A 17677-nucleotide genomic window follows, 5' to 3' on the forward strand; every position below is an offset into this window, starting at 1 on the left:
GCCCTGAAGAACACCATCAGTTGGGTGGTTGAGCCCCCGGATTCAACACCAACTGCATAAAGGTCAGGTCCAGCCACCGCCCGAACTTCACCCCCACCTGCGGCATCTCCCCGGTCACCCGGAACCCCAACCTCTCATGCAGCCTGATCGAAGCCGCATTCCCGCTCTCGATCGCCGCGACCATCACATGCTTGCCACACTGGCGAGCCCGCTCGACCAGGGCCTCCATCAGCTTCGGCCCCAGTCCATGCCCACGCTGATCAGCCCGGATATACACCGAATGCTCCACGGTATGCCGAAACCCTTCGAAGGCCCGCCAGTCGCCGAACGAGGCATAGCCGGCCACGTCTCCCGCGTCGTCCACCGCAACGATGACCGGATAACCTTGCGCCTGCCGCCCGTCGAACCACACCTGCCGGTTGGCCAGGTCCACCGGCTGTTCGTTCCAGATCGCCGTGGTGTTGAGCACGGCGTCGTTGTAAATAGCGCGGATGCCCGGCAGATCGGCAGGCACGGCGTCGCGGAGGATGTGAGGCATGGTGGTTATCCACAGGCTGGGGCAGGCCGCCAGATTAAATGGTTACCAGCCCGCGCACACCTTCGGCTTCCATGTTTTCGCCACGGCCCTGCTGGACGATCTCGCCCCGGGACATCACCAGGTACTGGTCGGCCAGTTCGGCGGCGAAGTCATAGAACTGCTCCACCAGCAGGATCGCCATATCGCCCCGGGCCGCGAGCTTGCTGATCACCGCGCCGATTTCCTTGATCACCGAGGGCTGGATGCCTTCGGTGGGCTCGTCGAGGATCAGCAGGCGCGGGCGGCTGGCCAGGGCCCGGCCGATGGCCAGCTGTTGCTGCTGGCCGCCGGATAGGTCGCCGCCACGCCGGTGCTTCATCTGCAACAGCACCGGGAACAGCTCGTAGATGAACTCCGGCACCTTCTTCGCCTCGCTGGCGCCGAAGCGCGACAGGCCCATCAGCAGGTTTTCCTCGACGGTCAGGCGCGGGAAGATCTCGCGGCCCTGGGGCACATAGGCGATACCGGCGTGGACCCGCTGATGCGGTTTCAGTTGGGTAATGGACTGGCCTTCCCAACTGACACTGCCTTCCCGGGCTGGCACCAGGCCCATCAGGCAGCGCAGCAGGGTGGTCTTGCCCACGCCGTTGCGGCCGAGCAGGCAGGTGACTTCGCCAACCTTGGCCTCGAAGGACAGGCCGCGGAGGATATGGCTGCCGCCGTAGTACTGGTGCAGGGAATCGATTTTCAGCATGGTGTTTTCCTCATCGCCCCAGATAAACCTCGATCACCCGATCATCCGCCTGCACCTGCGCCAGCGAACCTTCCGCCAGCACACTGCCCTGGTGCAGCACGGTGACATGGTCGGCAATGCTGCCGACGAAGCCCATGTCATGCTCCACCACCATCAGCGAGTGCTTGCCGGCCAGGCTCTTGAACAGTTCGGCGGTGAACTCGGTCTCGGCATCGGTCATGCCCGCCACGGGCTCGTCGAGCAACAGCAATTGCGGGTCCTGCATCAGCAGCATGCCGATTTCTAGAAACTGCTTCTGCCCGTGGGACAGCAACCCCGCCGGGCGATTGCGCGAGGCTTCCAGGCGAATGGTGTTCAGCACTTCATCGATCCGCGTGCGCTGCTCGCCGCTGAGCCGCGCACCGAGGCAGGCCCACACCGACTTGTCGGTCTTCTGCGCCAGCTCCAGGTTCTCGAACACCGTCAGCGCCTCGAACACCGTGGGCTTCTGGAACTTGCGGCCGATCCCGGCCTGGGCGATCTGCACTTCGCTCATGCGGGTCAGGTCGAGGGTGTCGCCGAACCAGGCCTTGCCGCTGGTGGGGCGGGTCTTGCCGGTGATCACGTCCATCATGGTGGTCTTGCCGGCGCCATTGGGGCCGATGATGCAGCGCAGCTCGCCGACGCCGATGTACAGGTTCAGGCCGTTGATGGCCTTGAACCCGTCGAAGCTGACGTTGATGTCTTCCAGGGTCAGCACCGTGCCGTGGCGGGCATCGAGGCCCGGGGAAGCCACCTGGCCGAGACCGATGGCGTCGCGGCCACTGCCTTCGTCGATGATCGGCTCCAGCATGAATTCGGGATGGATCGACGGGAATCTCATTGTTCGCCCCTTTTCTTCAGCAGGCCGACCACGCCCTTGGGCAGGTACAGGGTGACCAGGATGAACAGTGCGCCGAGGAAGAACAGCCAGAACTCCGGGAACGCCACGGTGAACCAGCTCTTCATGCCATTGACCAGGCCGGCGCCGAGCAGCGGGCCGATCAGCGTGCCGCGCCCGCCAAGGGCGACCCATACGGCGGCTTCGATGGAGTTGGTCGGCGACATCTCGCTGGGGTTGATGATGCCCACCTGCGGCACGTACAGCGCCCCGGCCAGGCCGCAGAGCACGGCGCTCAAGACCCAGATGAACAGCTTGAAGCCACGCGGGTCGTAGCCGCAGAACATCAGGCGGTTCTCGGCGTCACGCAGCGCGGTCAGGACCCGGCCGAACTTGCTCTGCGCCAGGCGCCAGCCCAGCAACAGGCTGCCCGTCAGCAGCGCCACGGTCAGCAGGAACAGCACCGCCCGGGTGCCCTGGGCAGTGATGTCGAAGCCCAGCAGGGTGCGGAAGTTGGTGAAGCCGTTGTTGCCGCCGAAGCCGGTCTCGTTGCGGAAGAACAGGAGCATCCCGGCGAAGGTCAGGGCCTGGGTCATGATCGAGAAATACACGCCCTTGATCCGCGAGCGGAAGGCGAAGTAGCCGAACACCAGGGCCAGCAGCCCCGGGGCCAGGACCACCAGGCACATGGCCCAGGCGAAATGCTGGGTGCCGGCCCAGTACCAGGGCAGCTCGCTCCACGACAGGAAACTCATGAACGCCGGCAGGCCGTCGCCCGCAGCTTCGCGCATCAGGTACATGCCCATGGCATAGCCGCCGAGGGCGAAGAACAGGCCGTGGCCGAGGGACAGCAGGCCGGCGTAGCCCCAGACCAGGTCGAGGGCCAGGGCGACGATGGCGTAGCAGAGGATCTTGCCGACCAGGGTCAGGGTGTAGGCCGAGACCTGCAGGGCATGGCCGTCCGGCAGCAGCGAAAGCAGCGGCAGGGCGAGCAGGACCAGCAGGACGACGGCGCCGATGGCCAGGGACAGTTTCGGTCCGGCCTTTTGCGCGGCGGTGACAAGCAGTGGCTGGTTCATCAGTCGATTACCCGTCCCTTGAGGGCGAACAGGCCTTGCGGACGCTTCTGGATGAACAGAATGATCAGCGCAAGGATGAGGATCTTGCCGAGCACCGCACCGATCTGCGGTTCCAGCAGCTTGTTGGCGATGCCCAGGCCGAAGGCGGCCCAGAGGCTCCCGGCCAGTTGCCCGACGCCGCCGAGCACCACCACCAGGAACGAGTCGATGATGTAGCTCTGGCCCAGGTCCGGGCCGACGTTGCCGATCTGGCTCAGGGCCACGCCGCCGAGGCCTGCGATACCGGAGCCGAGGCCGAAGGCGAGCATGTCGACCCGGCCGGTAGGCACGCCGCAGCAGGCGGCCATGTTGCGGTTCTGGGTCACGGCGCGCACGTTCAGGCCCAGGCGCGTGCGGTTGAGCAGCAGCCAGGTCAGCAGCACCACGAACAGGGCGAAGCCGATGATCACGATGCGGCTCCACGGCAGGACCAGGTTCGGCAGCACCTGGATGCCGCCGGACAGCCAGGCCGGGTTGGCCACCTCGACGTTCTGCGCACCGAACACCAGGCGGATGGCCTGGATCAGGATCAGGCTGATGCCCCAGGTGGCGAGCAGGGTTTCCAGGGGGCGGCCATAGAGATGGCGGATCACCGTGCGCTCCAGGGCCATGCCGACCCCGGCACTCACCGCGAAGGCCACCGGCAGGGCCAATAGCGGATAGAACTCCAGGGCGCCGGGGGCGTAGCGCTGGACCATGATCTGCACCACGTAGGTGGTGTAGGCACCGAGCATCAGCATTTCGCCGTGGGCCATGTTGATCACCCCGAGCAGGCCGAAGGTGATGGCCAGGCCCAGGGCGGCGAGCAGCAGGATCGAACCGAGGGACAGGCCGCTGAAGGCCTGGCCGAGGATCTCGCCGACCAGCAGTTTGCGCTTGACCTGGGCCAGGCTGGTTTCCGCTGCGGTGCGTACCCCGGCGTCGCTTTCCACGGCCGGGTCGAGCAGCGCTTCGAGGCGGGTGCGGGCCATGGGGTCGCCGGTTTCGCCGAGCAGGCGCACGGCGGCGAGGCGAACCGAGGGTTCGCTGGCGGCCAGTTGCAGGTTGGCCAGGGCCAGGCCGAGGGCGGCGTGGACGTTGTCGTCCTTTTCCTGGGCGTACTGGCGGTCGAGGAAGGCGACCTGGGCCGGTTGCGCGCTCTTTTGCAGTTGCTGGGCGGCTTGCAGGCGGGTGGCCGGCTCGGCGCTGAGCAGTTGATGGCTGGCCAGGGCGTTGTCCACCAGGCCGCGCAGGCGGTTGTTCAGGCGCAGTTTGCGGCTGTCGTCGGGGCTGAGGCGGCCTTGCTGCAAGGACACGAGCAGGGTCAGCCGGGCAGGATCCGGTTGCGCCGCCCAGTCCTGGAGCAGGCGGGCCTGATCGTTGGGCTTGGCGGCGGCGAAGTATTCGGCTTCGCTGGCGTGCGCGGCGAAGGGCAGCAGCAGGCACAGGGAAAGCAGCAATCGGTAGAGGGCCTTGGGCATGGAGCGGGGTCCCTTCGAATGGTTCGGAATTTTGGGGCCGCTTTGCGGCCCTTCGCGGGCAAGCCACGCTCCTACAGGAGTACGCGGTGCCCTCGTAGGAGCGTGGCTTGCCCGCGAAGGACCGCAAAGCGGTCCCCGACGGTGCTGGATCAGTTGCCTTTCACGGCATAATCCGGCCGCTTGTCATTCCCCGGAATGAACGGGCTCCACGGCTGGGCCCGCAGTGGCTGCTCGGTTTCCCAGACCACGTTGAACTGCCCGTCATCCTGGATCTCGCCGATCATCACCGGCTTGTGCAGGTGGTGGTTGGTCTTGTCCATGGTCAGGGTGAAGCCCGACGGTGCCTTGAAGCTCTGCCCGGCCAGCGCTTCGCGGACCTTGTCGACATCGGTGCTGCCGGCCTTCTCCACGGCCTGCGCCCACATGTGGATGCCGACGTAGGTGGCTTCCATCGGGTCGTTGGTCACCGCCTTGTCGGCGCCCGGCAGGTTCTTCGCCTTGGCGTAGGCCTTCCAGTCGGAGACGAACTGGGTGTTCACCGGGTTCTCCACCGACTCGAAGTAGTTCCACGCGGCCAGGTGGCCCACCAGCGGCTTGGTGTCGATGCCCCGCAGTTCCTCTTCACCCACCGAGAACGCCACCACCGGCACGTCGGTAGCCTTCAGGCCCTGGTTGGCGAGTTCCTTGTAGAAGGGCACGTTGGAGTCGCCGTTGACCGTGGAGATGACCGCGGTCTTGCCGCCGGCGGAGAACTTCTTGATGTTGGCGACGATGGTCTGGTAATCGGCATGGCCGAACGGCGTGTAGACCTCTTCGATATCCTTGTCGGCCACGCCCTTGGAGTGCAGGAAGGCGCGCAGGATCTTGTTGGTGGTGCGCGGGTAGACGTAGTCGGTGCCCAGCAGGAAGTAGCGCTTGGCCGCGCCGCCTTCTTCGCTCATCAGGTATTCCACCGCCGGAATCGCCTGCTGGTTCGGCGCCGCACCGGTGTAGAACACGTTCGGCGACATCTCTTCACCTTCGTACTGCACCGGGTAGAACAGCAGGCCGTTGAGCTCCTCGAACACCGGCAGCACGGATTTGCGCGATACCGAGGTCCAGCAGCCGAACACCACCGCGACCTTGTCCTGGGTCAGCAACTGGCGGCTCTTCTCGGCGAACAGCGGCCAGTTCGAGGCCGGGTCGACCACCACCGGCTCCAGCAGCTTGCCATTGACCCCGCCCTTGGCGTTGATCTGGTCGATGGTCATCAGCGCCATGTCTTTCAGCGAGGTCTCGGAAATCGCCATGGTCCCGGACAGGGAGTGCAGGATGCCGACCTTGATGGTCTCGGCGGCCTGGATGGTCCAGCTCAGGCCCATCGCGGCGATGGATGCACTGAGGGTAAAGGCCTTGATCAGACTGCGACGCTTCATGGGTGCTCTCTCCGTTGAGTTCGTATTTGGCGATAAGGCAAATGGCGACTGCGCGGATAGAGCGATAGCAAGGGCTATGCCGGATTGTGTACAGGCTCTGGAACAAGGGTTTCAGCGGATTGTGCGGGCAAGATGCACCGCCCTGGAGCCCAAGGCGGTGGCACGGTGCAGGCCATTGCGCCCAGATGGTGCGCAATAGCCAGCAAGGGAAGGATCAACCGCGGGGAGCGTTGACCTGGCCGCGTGGATGGCGGCGGCTACGGACGAACTGGTAGGTCACGGTGAGGATCAGGAACCAGATCGGGGTGACCATCAGCGCCTGGCGGGTGTCGGTCTCGAAGCTCAGCAGCACCAGGATGAAGGCGAAGAACACCAGGCAGGCCCAGCACATGAAGCGTCCGCCGGGCATCTTGTACTTCGACCTGGCGTGCAGTTCGGGGCGTTGCTTGCGGTAGTTCAGCCACGACAGCAGGATCAGCGACCAGACGAACATGAACAGCACCGCCGACACCGTGGTGACCAGGGTGAAGGCCTCCATCAGGTCCGGGATCAGGTACATCAGCGCCGCGCCCAGCAGCAGGCAGGTGCAGGAGAAGTACAGGCCGTTGGCGGGTACGTCGCGGTTCGACAGCTTCTCGAAGGCCTTCGGTGCATCGCCTTCCTGGGCCAGGCCGAAGAGCATGCGGCTGGTGGAGAACACGCCGCTGTTGGCCGACGAGGCGGCCGAGGTCAGTACCACGAAGTTGATCACCGCGGCCGCTGCCGGCAGGCCGGCGAGGATGAACAGTTCCACGAACGGGCTCTTGTTCGGCACCACGTCGCGCCATGGGGTGACGGCCATGATCGCGATCAGGGCGAACACGTAGAACATGATGATGCGCAGCGGGATCGAGTTGATCGCCCGCGGCAGGGTGCGTTCCGGGTCCTTGGCTTCGGCAGCGGTGGTACCGACCAGCTCGATGCCGACGAAGGCGAACACGGCGATCTGGAAGCCGGCGAAGAAGCCCATCAGGCCATGGGGGAACATGCCCCCGTCATTCCACAGGTTGCCCAGGCTGGCGGTATCGCCATTGGGCGACTGGAAGCCGGTGGTCATCATGTACAGGCCGGTGCCGATCAGGCCGACGATGGCGACGATCTTGATCATCGCGAACCAGAACTCGATCTCGCCGAACAGCTTCACGGTGATCAGGTTCAGCGACAGCAGCACCCCGACGCACATGATCGCTGGCACCCACTGCGGCAGGTCGGGGAACCAGAACTGCGAATAGCCGGCGATGGCGATCACATCGGCGATGCCGGTGACGATCCAGCAGAACCAGTAGGTCCAGCCGGTGAAATACCCGGCCCAGGGCCCGAGCAGGTCGGCGGAGAAATCGATGAAGGATTTGTAGTTGAGGTTCGACAGCAGCAGCTCGCCCATCGCCCGCATGACGAAGAACAGCATGAAGCCGATGATCATGTAGACGAAGATGATCGAAGGCCCGGCCAGACTGATGGTCTTGCCCGAGCCCATGAACAGACCGGTCCCGATGGCCCCGCCGATGGCAATCAACTGGATGTGTCGATTGGTCAGGTTGCGTTGCAGGTGATGTTCCTGCCCGTCCTTAGTAATGTCTTGATTCATTGCATGCATTCCATAAATCGCAGTCTTCTTGTATGTGAAGCGGCGGCTAGGCTACCACGCTCGCTTGCGGGGTAGACGCGACAAGATGACTCGACTTTAGGGGGATGCCTGCCAGGAAAGGCGAAAGGGACTACATGTGAGGCTTTAGTTTTCGCTTGGATAGTGCTGGACAGGCCGCCGCACTGAAGAGCGCCGCGCACCCTGTGGGAGCTGGCTTGCCAGCGATTGCAGCAGTGAATTCACCATAGCTATCGCTGGCAAGCCAGCTCCCACAGGGTCGGTGTCGCTTTCAAGAGATCAGGCCCTGGCTACCAGCAGGCGCTTGCCGAACACCCGGTCCAGCCCCCACACCACCAGCATCGACAGCCCCACCAGCGGGAACGCCACGCCCAGCACAATCATCACCACCGTCGCCGTCTTCCAGCGCGGCAGGTCATGGCGCAACGGCGGAACACCCAGGCCACCCTCGGGCCGACGCTTCCACCACATGACCAGCCCGCTCACCGAGCCGAGCAGCACCATCAGGCAGATCAGCAGAATCAGCATCTGGTTCAGCCAACCGAACATCTTGCCCTCATGCAGCATCACCCCCAGCTCCGTGGCCCGCGCTACCGTGCTGTAGTCCTGCCAGCGCACATCCACCAGGACCTTCCCGGTGTACTGGTCGATATGCAGGGTCGCATCGTTACGCGGATCATCGGCGAACACGGCGATGGTGAACACGCCGCTGGCGCTGGTCGGCAGGGTGATGCTGTAGCCCGGTTCGACGCTGCGCCCGGTGGCGATGTCCTCGACTTTCTGAAGGCTGACCTCCGGCGCCGCCGGGCCGCTGTCCATGTGCATATGGCCCTGGTGCTCGGCGTGGGCGCCGCTGGACTGCGGCATCGGGGTGTTTTCCACCGCCCACGGCACGGTCTGCCGCGCAGCGGTATTGAGCGTGCGGGCTTCCTGGTCGGAGGTGGGCACGTCATTCCACATCGCCGCCGGGAAGCGGTTCCACAGGTCGGCGTACTGCTTGCCCCAGAACCCGGTCCAGGTCATTCCGCTGAGCAGCATCAGCAACAGGACCAGCGATCCCCAGAAGCCACTGACCGCATGCAGATCCCGCCACAGCACCCGCCCGCGGGCAGTCATCCGCGGCCAGAACACCCCGGCGAAACGCCCGCCCCGCGGCCACCAGAGATACAGGCCGGACACCACCAGGACGATGCCCCAGCCCGCCGCCAGTTCCACCACGCGGTCACCGACGGTGCCGACCATCAATTCGCCGTGCAGGGCCCGGGCCACGGCTTGCAGGTTGCTCTTGGCATCCTGGTCGCCCAGCAACTTGCCGTTGTACGGGTCGACGAACACGTTCAGCTCCTGCCCGTCGCGCTTGACCACGAACTGCGCGCTGCGGTCCGCCGCCGGCGCCGGCAGGTACTGGCTGACCTGTCCGCCCGGATACGCCTCCTGCACCAGGTGCATCAGGTGGTCCGCCGGGTGCTTGTGATGCCCGGCCTCGACCACCATCAGCGAGCGGTACATCAGCGGGTCCAGCTGCGGCTTGAACAGGTAGATGATCCCGGTGACCGCCAGCAGGATCATGACTGGCGCGACGAACAGCCCGGCATAGAAGTGCCAGCGCCACGCCAGGTTGTAGAAGGAAAACGATGGCTTGCTCATGGAGCGCTCCCGAATGAGGGGCGCGGCACGCGGCCGCGCCCGGGCTGGATCAGAAACTCAGGTCGACCTTGGTCCAGAAGGTGCGTCCCGGCTCGTTCACCGTTTCCGTGCCGGAGTAGCCGAAGCCGGCGTTGCCCGCCAGGTTCAGGTGCTCGGCGTAGGCCTTGTCGAACAGGTTGTCGACGCCGGCACTGAGCTTGAGGTGCTTGCTCACGCGGTACGCGCCGTTGAGCGAGAACACGCCGAAGCCGGCGGACTTGTCGAAGTCCTTGCCGACGATGTTGCCGTAGTTCTCCGACACCCGGTTCTGCGCCGAGACCAGGCGCCACAAGGCGCCGGCGCTCCAGTCGCTTTCGCTGTAGGTCAGGCCGAGGCGGCTTTCCAGCGGCGGCATCTGCGGCAAGGCCGAACCGTCGCTGCTGTTCTTGCCCCAGGCATAGGCGAGGGTGGCGTCGGCCTTCCAGTTGGAGGTCAGCTGGTAGGCCACGCCCATCTCGCCACCCATGATCCGCGCGTCGATATTGTCGGCGCGGGACACATTGGCGCCGCCACGGTAGTCATAAAGAATGTAGTCGCGAACCTGGCCGACGTAGCCCGAGGCCCAGGCTTCCAGGGTCTCGGTCTTGTACTGGATGCCGAAGTCCAGCTGGGTGGTCTTCTCCGGCTTGATCGAGTCGAAGGCGTTGACCGAGCCCAGCGGGCCTGAGCTCGGCGAGAACAGCTCCCAGTAGTCCGGGAAGCGCTGGGCGTGACCCAGGCCGACGTAGGTGGTAGCGGGGATGTCGACCAGGTCGTGCTCGTAGCGCACGAAGCCGCTGGGCAGGGTGTCGGCGCGGGTCTCGCCGGCGGTGGGGTTGGGCATGCTCATCATGCCCGAGCCGATGCGCTGGCGAAAATCCTTGGCCGAGGCGCGATCCAGGCGAGCACCGCTGATGAGGCGGTCCTGGCTGTCCAGCTCCCAGGTCAGTTCGCCGAACACGCCGTAGTTGTGGAAGTCGGCGTCCTTGGTCCAGGGCTGGTTGCCGTAGGTGTTGACGCCCATGCCCATGCGCTGGCGGTGTTCATTGGTTTGCGCGTCGATGCCGCTGACCAGGGTCACATCTTCCCAGCGCCAGGTGCCCTTGATTCGCGCCCCCAGGGTGCGGCGGTCGACGTTGCTGGCCATGGGGCCGGCCATCATCCCGGTGCCGGACGGCGTGCGCAGGCTGTAGTTGTCCATCACGTGGTCGGCGTAGTTGTAGTAGACCTGAGCCTCGAGCTTGTCGAAGACCTCGCCGATATTGGATTTCTCGAAGCGCAGGCCGAGGCTTTCGCGCTTGAACTGCGAGCCGTCCATGCCGCGCCCGGCGTAACGAGCCTCGCCGTCGCCACGGCCAGCGGTGAGTTCCAGCAGGGTGTCGCTGTCCGGGGTCCAGCCGATGGCGACATCGCCGTTCCACTTGTCCCACTTCGACGGCACGGTGTCGCCGTTGCCGTCCTTGTAATCATCGGAACGCGACTGGTTGCCGACGAAGCGCATATAGCCTTCCTGGCCACCTGCCGCCGCATCCAGCACCTTGTCGAAGCGCCCGTTGGAACCGGCCAGCAGGCTGGCGTTGACCCGTGTGCCGAACTCGCCGAACTTCTCCGGCTCGCGCTCGAAAAGGATGGTCCCGGCCGATGCGCCCGGGCCCCATTGCACGGTTTGCGGGCCCTTGATCACGGTGAGGCGGTCGTAGGTTTCCGGGGAGATATAGGAGGTCGGCGCGTCCATGCGGTTCGGGCAGGCGCCGAGCATCACGCCGCCATTGGTGAGGATGTTCAGGCGCGAGCCGAACATGCCGCGCAGCACCGGGTCGCCGTTGGTGCCGCCGGAGCGGATCGCCGAGAAACCGGGGATGGTTTTCAGGTAATCGGCGCCATCACTGGCCGGGATCGGCTGGCGCGGGTCCTTGGGGTTGGTGACGATGGTCAGTGGCGAGCTGGGCGCGACGGCGGTGATCACCGTCGGGCTGAGTTCGGCTGGGTCATGCTCATGGCCTTCGTGGCCGGGTTCCGCGGCCAGGGCGACCGGGGCCAGCAGGCTGCCGCAAAGCAGTGCAATGGTCCCGCGCAGGGACAAACGATAGACAGGGGTGGAGCTGGACATAGGGTTTCCAACATCGATCGGTCATGAAGGTGCACGCGGGCACGGCAGGCTGCCGTCCGCGAAGCACGTTGTTGTCAGGTGGTCAGGCGATCGATGGGGAAGGCGGGGCGCGGCTGCGGGCGCCGGGGAAGAAGGCCTGGCGCGGGTGGCCGTGGCGGGGCTGGATGACCAGGCGGTTGCTGGTCGCGAGGATTTCGCTGTTGAGCGGGCTGAGTTGCTGCGGCAGGGCCGGGCAGTGGAAGAACAGGCTGCAATAGCCGCACTTCTCCCACATCACATGCAGCGAGGCATCGCCGCCGTGGTGGCCGTCGCCGTGGTGCCCGCCGTCCATGTGCATGCCCGCGGCCATGTCCATGTCCATGGGCATGGAAGAGCCGTGCTGCATCGGCATCGACTGGGAAACCAGCGGTCCGATGAACATCATCAGCATGGCGAACAGGCTCAGCCAGCCAGCGCGTTTGCTCCTGGTATCAGGGCGCGGTGGCCGGTGCCGTTCGGTCCGGGCGAGGCTCATGGCGAGCAGCGTTCAGCGATCAGTGCTGGTGGGCGGAGGTCCCTTCAGGTGGCTGCTTCTGCACCGCGACTTCCACGGTGACGTCACCGGCCTTCTCGAAGTGCAGGGTCAGCGGGAAGCGCTTGCCGTCGGTCAGCAGGCTGCGGTCCTTGGGCTGCATGATCATCACGTGGTAAGCGCTGGGGCTGAAGGTCACTTGGCCGTGGGCCGGCACGGCGACATTCGGCACCTGCTGCATGCGCATCACGTCGCCGTTCATCACGTGTTCATGCAGTTCGGAGCGGTCGCTGATCGGCGTATCGACGCTGAGCAGGCGGTCGGCCTCGGCGCCCTTGTTGTCGATGATGAAATAGGCCGCGACGTTGGGTGCGTTCGGTGGCAGTTCCAGGGACCACGGGTGGGCGATATGCAGGTTGCCGGCGTTGTATTCGTGGGCAGTGGCGAAACCGGCAGGCAGCAGCAGGGCGGCCAGCAGCAGGGCGTTCTTGAACATGGGGTGTCTCCAGTCGATTCGGATTGTGCGCGTTAAGAGCGTAGGTGAATCAGACCGAAGGGGAGGCGCGGGGATTGAGCGCAGGCCAGCGTTCGCGGGGTGTCGGCTGGGCGGGGGGGAGTGCATCGAGGGCGCTGGCCAGGGCATGTTCGGGCAGCGTCAGTTGTGCGGGTGTGCCGGGCAGGGCCAGGGCAGGGGCGGAACCGGAACAGCACCAGCAATGCTGCATGACGGCGTGGTCGTCGTTGCTCTGGCTGGGGTCGAGCTGGCCGATGGAGATGGCGACCAGCTTGGTGCCGCCGGTGGAGCAGAACGCGCCCCACAACAGTTGCTCGGCTGGGGCCTTGGCGGCGGACGCGGACAACGGCATGGCCAGCAGATTGAACAGCACTGCGAAGCAGGCGATCCAGGCGTAGGCAAGCCGGTGTGCGGGCATGGGTTGATCCGGTGGGATTTGGATGCTGGCTATTTAGCCAGAAGATCGGGGGGAAGTAAAAAATGGGGGTGCGATGAAGTGCCGCACCGAATGGCTGGCTCATCACCCCTGTAGGAGCGTGGCTTGCCCGCGAAGGAGTGCGAAGCGCTCCCAAAATTGGTGCTGCCCGCGAGATTTTGGGACCGCTTCGCGGTCCTTCGCGGGCAAGCCACGCTCCTACAAGAGGACAAGCGATCGGTCTTAGGATTTGGTTCGGCCCAGCATCCCTCTCACAGCCTCCTGCAGATCCGCCGGCAGCACCACCATCTTGGCGTTGTCGCTCGCCGCCAGGTTCTCCATGGCATTGATGTAGCGCTCACCCAGCAGGTACATGGCCGGGGTCACGTCGGTGCCCACCGCATTCTTCACCAGGGTGATGGCCTGGGCCGAAGCTTCCGCCAGGTTCACCTGGGCTGCCGCATCGAGCTTGGCCGATTCCTGGCGGGCCTGGGCTTCGAGGATCGCCGCCTGCTTGGCGCCTTCGGCACGGGTCACGTCGGCTTTCCGCTCACGCTCGGCAGCAGCCTGGCGCTCCATCGCCGTCTGCATGCTGGGCGACGGCTTGATGTCCTGGATTTCCACCGAACGCACGGTGATACCCCAGTCCTCGGTCTGTTCCGACATGGCCTCACGCAACCGCGCCTTGATCTGTTCGCGGCTGGACAGCGCTTCGTCCAGGTCCATCGCACCGACGATGGCACGCAGCGAGGTCATGGTCAGGCTGGTCACCGCGTAGGCATAGTTGACCACGCCGTAGGAGGCTTTCTGCGGGTCCACCACCTTGGCAAAACAGAGGGCGTTGGCGACGATCACCGCGTTGTCGCGGGTGATGATTTCCTGCTGTTGCACGTCGAGGATGATGTCCTTGGTCGGCAGGCGGTAGGCGACCACGTCCATGTACGGGACCAGGATGTTCAGGCCCGGCTTGAGGGTGGTGTGGTAGCGGCCCAGGCGCTCGACCACCCATTCCTCGCCCTGGGGCACGATGCGTACGCCCTTGAACACGGTGACAAGCACGAACAGGGCGATGGTTGCGGTAATGATCAGACTGGTCATGTCGTTTCTCTCTCCTTTGATGATGTCCTGAACCCCGTGTTCAGGCCTTGGCGACCCTTACGGTGTTGCCTTCGATGGCGACGATGCGCACCCGCTCGCCGGCCGCGATGTCGGCATTGGCGATGCAGGTCCATTCCTCGTTGCCGAGGATCGGTTTCTGGAAGCGCACGCGGCCTTTCTGGAACTCGGACACCGCGACGGTGAGCAGGCCGACTTCGCCGATCACTTCGTCGGCGGTCCAGCGCTTGTCGGCCTGGCGCGGCTTGAACACCTTGAACCACAGGGCCACGGTCAGTGACGACAGCACCACCCAGATGATCAGCTCGCTGGCCAGGGACAGCCCCGGCACCAGCCCGGCGATGACCCCGACGGCCACCGCGCCGATGCCGAACCAGATGATGAAGAAGGTGGGCAGCACCAGTTCCAGCAGGATCAGGCCGAAGCCCAGCACCAGCCAGATCCACCATTGCAGTTCCATAGTCCGCAGCCTTGCGTTGTGAGGGGGTACGGCATTGGAAACGCTTGCCCGGGGATTGGCAAGCACCGGGCAATTACAGCAAGTGTTCTGCGCTCAGCGCTGCCAGCAGGCTGGCCGGGTCGGGGAACTGCCGGTCGACGTTCGGGAGGGCCGGGCGGGCAAGGATCAGCACCGGGATGCCGCGCTCCCGGGCCACCTGCAGCTTGGGTTCGGTGGCGCCGCTGCCGCTGTTCTTGCTGATCAGCACATCGATCTGGCGGCGCTCGAACAGCGCTCGCTCGTCTTCGAGAAGGAAGGGACCTCGCGCGCCGATCACCTCGCAGCGCTCGTTGCCGGGGCAGGCGTCGAGGGCGCGCAGGGTCCAGAACTGCCCAGGCGGGATTTCGTCGAGATGTTGCAGTGGTTCGCGACCGAGGGTGAACAGCGGGCGCCGGAACGGCCGCAGCGCCTCGACCAGCCCGGCCCAGTCGTGTACGTCGTGCCAGTCGTCGCCTTCTTGCGCTTCCCACGCCGGACGCCGCAGGGCCCAGCAGGGAATGCCGGCAAGGTCGGCGGCCCGGGCGGCATTGGCGCTGATCTGCGCGGCGTAAGGGTGAGTCGCGTCGATCAGCAGATCGATGCCCTCGCTGTGCAGGTACTCCGCCAGCCCTTCGGCCCCGCCAAATCCGCCGACCCGCACCTGGCAGGCCAGGTCATCCGGCACCCGGCCGATCCCGGCGAGGCTGTAGACATGCTGCGGCCCCAACTGCCGGGCGATCCGCAGCGCCTCGGCCACGCCACCCAGCAACAGCACCCGCCGGTTCATTGCACACCCGCCTTGCCGACGATCCCGCCCTGGCGGTCGATGGCGAAGACTTCCACCTCGACCTGCGCCGGCACCACGCTGCGGGCGAAGGCCAGGGCGTGGGCGCATACCGCGTCGCCCAGCGGCACACCGGCGGCATGGGCGAGGGCCAGGGCCTGTTGGCTGGTGTTGGCCTGGATGATTGCGCGCTGCAACCCGGCATCGGCGCCGACCGCCGCCGCCCATTCGGCCAGTTGCGGCAGGTCGATGCTGGAATGCCGGCTGTGCAGGTCCATATGCCCGGCGGCCAGCTTGCTGATCTTGCCGAAGCCGCCGCACAGGCTCAGGCGCGCCACCGGCACCTTGCGCAGGTGCTTGAGCACCGCGCCGACGAAGTCGCCCATCTCGATCAGGGCGATCTCCGGGAGGTTGTAGACCCGGCGCATGGTGTCCTCGCTGGCGTTGCCGGTGCAGGCGGCGATGTGTTCGTAGCCGTTGGTCTTGGCCACATCGATGCCCTGGTGGATCGAGGCGATATAGGCCGAGCAGGAAAACGGCCGGACGATGCCGCTGGTGCCGAGGATCGACAGCCCGCCGAGGATGCCCAGGCGCGGGTTCATGGTCTTCAGGGCCAGGCTTTCGCCGTCCTGCACGTTGACCGTGACTTCGAAGCCGCCTGCATAGCCGCAATCTGCGGCGAGTTGGGTCAGGTGCTCGCTCATCATCCGCCGCGGTACCGGATTGATCGCCGGCTCGCCCACCGCCAGGACCAGGCCAGGCCGGGTCACGGTGCCGACGCCTTGCCCGGCGACGAAGCGCACGCCGGGCTCCGCGATCAGGCGCACGCGGCTGTAGAGCAGGGCGCCGTGGGTCACGTCCGGGTCGTCGCCGGCGTCCTTCAGGGTGCCGGCCTCGGCGCCGTCTTCATGCAGGCGGCAGAACTCCAGGCGCATCTGCACCTGCTTGCCCTTGGGCAGGGTGATCTCCACTGCGTCATGGGCCTGTCCGGTCAGCAGCAGGCGCGCCGCTGCGAGGCTGGTGGCGGTGGCGCAGCTGCCGGTGGTCAGGCCGCTGCGCAGCGGGGCCGGCTGTTCGGCGCTTTCCTCACGCATCCTTGAGCGCTTCGAGCAGGGTGATCGGCAGGGCCTGGCGCCAGGTGTCGAAGCCGCCTAGAGGCTGGGCCTGGGCGACATGGATGCGGGTCAGCTCGCCGCCGTGGCGCTGGCGCCAGTCCATCAGGCGCACTTCGCTTTGGAGGGTCACGGCGTTAGCCACCAGGCGACCGCCCGGGCGCAGTTGCGCCCAGCAATGCTCCAGCACGCCCGGAATGGTCACGCCGCCGCCGATGAAGATCGCGTCTGGCGGCTCCAGCCCCTGCAAGGCCTCCGGCGCGCGGCCACGGATGAGTTGCAGGCCGGGCACGCCGAGGGCGTCGCGATTGAGTTCGATCAGTTGCTGGCGCCCCTCGTCGGCCTCGATCGCCAGCGCCCGGCAGGAGGGATGGGCGCGCATCCACTCGATACCGATGGAGCCGCTGCCGGCGCCCACATCCCAAAGCAGCTCGCCCGGACGCGGGGCCAGGCGGGCGAGGGTGATGGCGCGGACGTCGCGCTTGGTGATCTGGCCGTCATGCTGGAAGGCGCTGTCCGGCAACCCGGCCAGCGGCGACAGGTGCGCCGCACTGGCATCGGCCAGGCATTCGAGGGCGAGCAGGTTGAGGTCGGCGACCGCCTCGTGGTTCCAGTCATTGGCGCTGCCCTGCACCTGGCGTTCGGCGGGGCCGCCCAGGTGTTCCAGCACCGTCATCCGGCTTGGCCCGAAACCCCGCTCACGCAGCAGCGCGGCGATGGCGGCCGGGCTGCTGCCGTCGTTGCACAGCACCAGCAGGCGCTGGCCGCTGTACAAATGGGCGTTCAGTTGAGCAAGGGGACGGGCGACCACCGAGACGATCACCACCTCCTGCAACGGCCAGCCCAGGCGGGCGGCGGCAAGGGCGCAGGACGACGGTGCGGAGATCACGTTCAGCTCGGCGGCCGGCACCTGCCGCGCCAGGCTGGCGCCGACGCCGTAGAACATCGGATCGCCACTGGCCAGCACGCACACCGGTTCGCCGCGCAAGGCCAGGACCTGGGCCAGGGAGAACGGGCTGGGCCAGGTCAGGCGCTCGGCTTTCAGGCAGTGCGGCAGCAGTTCCAGCTGGCGCGGGCTGCCGAACACCTTCGCCGACCCCAGCAGTGCCCTGCGGGCCTGCTTGCCGAGGCCGCTGAAGCCGTCTTCGCCGATTCCTACTATGGTCAACCAGGGCGCCATGCCGTTCCTCTTTTCCGGGGCAAT

At 66.0% G+C, this 17677-nt stretch carries 17 protein-coding genes; all 17 read right to left on the bottom strand.

The window, feature by feature from the left end; genetic code table 11:
* Positions 1-16: 16 nt before the first annotated feature.
* Positions 17-538: a GNAT family N-acetyltransferase gene (locus AC2CQI_RS23245; protein WP_484578003.1), complete on the bottom strand. Its 522-nt coding sequence runs from the start codon at positions 536-538 to the stop codon at positions 17-19.
* 34 nt (positions 539-572) lie between these two features.
* Positions 573-1271 (bottom strand): urea ABC transporter ATP-binding subunit UrtE, encoded by a 699-nt coding sequence (gene urtE / locus AC2CQI_RS23250; protein WP_075804713.1) that lies wholly within the window; start codon positions 1269-1271, stop codon positions 573-575.
* Positions 1272-1281: 10 nt separating this feature from the next.
* Positions 1282-2133: an urea ABC transporter ATP-binding protein UrtD gene (gene urtD, locus AC2CQI_RS23255; RefSeq protein WP_484578004.1), complete on the bottom strand. Its 852-nt coding sequence runs from the start codon at positions 2131-2133 to the stop codon at positions 1282-1284.
* Positions 2130-3209, bottom strand: coding sequence for an urea ABC transporter permease subunit UrtC (gene urtC / locus AC2CQI_RS23260; RefSeq protein ID WP_484578005.1), 1080 nt, complete (start codon positions 3207-3209; stop codon positions 2130-2132). Before urtC ends, urtD begins: the two co-directional genes overlap by 4 nt.
* Positions 3209-4708, bottom strand: coding sequence for an urea ABC transporter permease subunit UrtB (urtB, locus tag AC2CQI_RS23265; protein ID WP_484578006.1), 1500 nt, complete (start codon positions 4706-4708; stop codon positions 3209-3211). The genes urtC and urtB overlap by 1 nt, the downstream gene beginning before the upstream one ends.
* Before the next feature lie 149 nt (positions 4709-4857).
* Entirely contained in the window at positions 4858-6123 is a 1266-nt protein-coding gene (gene urtA, locus AC2CQI_RS23270; RefSeq protein WP_075804709.1) for an urea ABC transporter substrate-binding protein, read from the bottom strand.
* Positions 6124-6337: 214 nt separating this feature from the next.
* Entirely contained in the window at positions 6338-7750 is a 1413-nt protein-coding gene (gene cycA / locus AC2CQI_RS23275) for a D-serine/D-alanine/glycine transporter (protein ID WP_075804708.1), read from the bottom strand.
* Positions 7751-8047: 297 nt separating this feature from the next.
* Positions 8048-9415, bottom strand: coding sequence for a PepSY-associated TM helix domain-containing protein (locus AC2CQI_RS23280; protein ID WP_484578007.1), 1368 nt, complete (start codon positions 9413-9415; stop codon positions 8048-8050).
* 49 nt (positions 9416-9464) lie between these two features.
* The gene (locus AC2CQI_RS23285; protein ID WP_484578008.1) at positions 9465-11543 is read right to left on the bottom strand and encodes a TonB-dependent copper receptor; all 2079 of its coding nucleotides are present in this window, start codon (positions 11541-11543) and stop codon (positions 9465-9467) included.
* Positions 11544-11625: 82 nt separating this feature from the next.
* Complete coding sequence (locus AC2CQI_RS23290) at positions 11626-12057, bottom strand: DUF2946 domain-containing protein (RefSeq protein ID WP_075804705.1); 432 nt, start codon at positions 12055-12057, stop codon at positions 11626-11628.
* A 19-nt stretch (positions 12058-12076) separates the two neighbouring features.
* Positions 12077-12550 carry a copper chaperone PCu(A)C gene (locus AC2CQI_RS23295; protein WP_484578009.1) on the bottom strand — a complete coding sequence of 158 codons (474 nt, stop codon included), beginning with the start codon at positions 12548-12550 and terminating at the stop codon, positions 12077-12079.
* A 49-nt stretch (positions 12551-12599) separates the two neighbouring features.
* The gene (locus AC2CQI_RS23300) at positions 12600-12986 is read right to left on the bottom strand and encodes a DUF2946 domain-containing protein (RefSeq protein ID WP_075804703.1); all 387 of its coding nucleotides are present in this window, start codon (positions 12984-12986) and stop codon (positions 12600-12602) included.
* Between the two features lie 240 nt (positions 12987-13226).
* Complete coding sequence (locus AC2CQI_RS23305) at positions 13227-14081, bottom strand: SPFH domain-containing protein (RefSeq protein WP_075804702.1); 855 nt, start codon at positions 14079-14081, stop codon at positions 13227-13229.
* 40 nt (positions 14082-14121) lie between these two features.
* The gene (locus AC2CQI_RS23310; protein WP_075804701.1) at positions 14122-14559 is read right to left on the bottom strand and encodes an NfeD family protein; all 438 of its coding nucleotides are present in this window, start codon (positions 14557-14559) and stop codon (positions 14122-14124) included.
* 73 nt (positions 14560-14632) lie between these two features.
* Complete coding sequence (locus AC2CQI_RS23315) at positions 14633-15364, bottom strand: cobalt-precorrin-6A reductase (protein ID WP_484578010.1); 732 nt, start codon at positions 15362-15364, stop codon at positions 14633-14635.
* Positions 15361-16455 carry a cobalt-precorrin-5B (C(1))-methyltransferase gene (locus tag AC2CQI_RS23320; RefSeq protein WP_484578011.1) on the bottom strand — a complete coding sequence of 365 codons (1095 nt, stop codon included), beginning with the start codon at positions 16453-16455 and terminating at the stop codon, positions 15361-15363. Before AC2CQI_RS23320 ends, AC2CQI_RS23315 begins: the two co-directional genes overlap by 4 nt.
* On the bottom strand, positions 16448-17653 hold the full coding sequence (gene cbiE, locus AC2CQI_RS23325; protein ID WP_484578012.1) for a precorrin-6y C5,15-methyltransferase (decarboxylating) subunit CbiE: 1206 nt from the start codon (positions 17651-17653) through the stop codon (positions 16448-16450). The genes AC2CQI_RS23320 and cbiE overlap by 8 nt, the downstream gene beginning before the upstream one ends.
* Positions 17654-17677 lie beyond the last annotated feature (24 nt).

Source organism: Pseudomonas sp. P2S-1 (genome assembly GCF_057197725.1).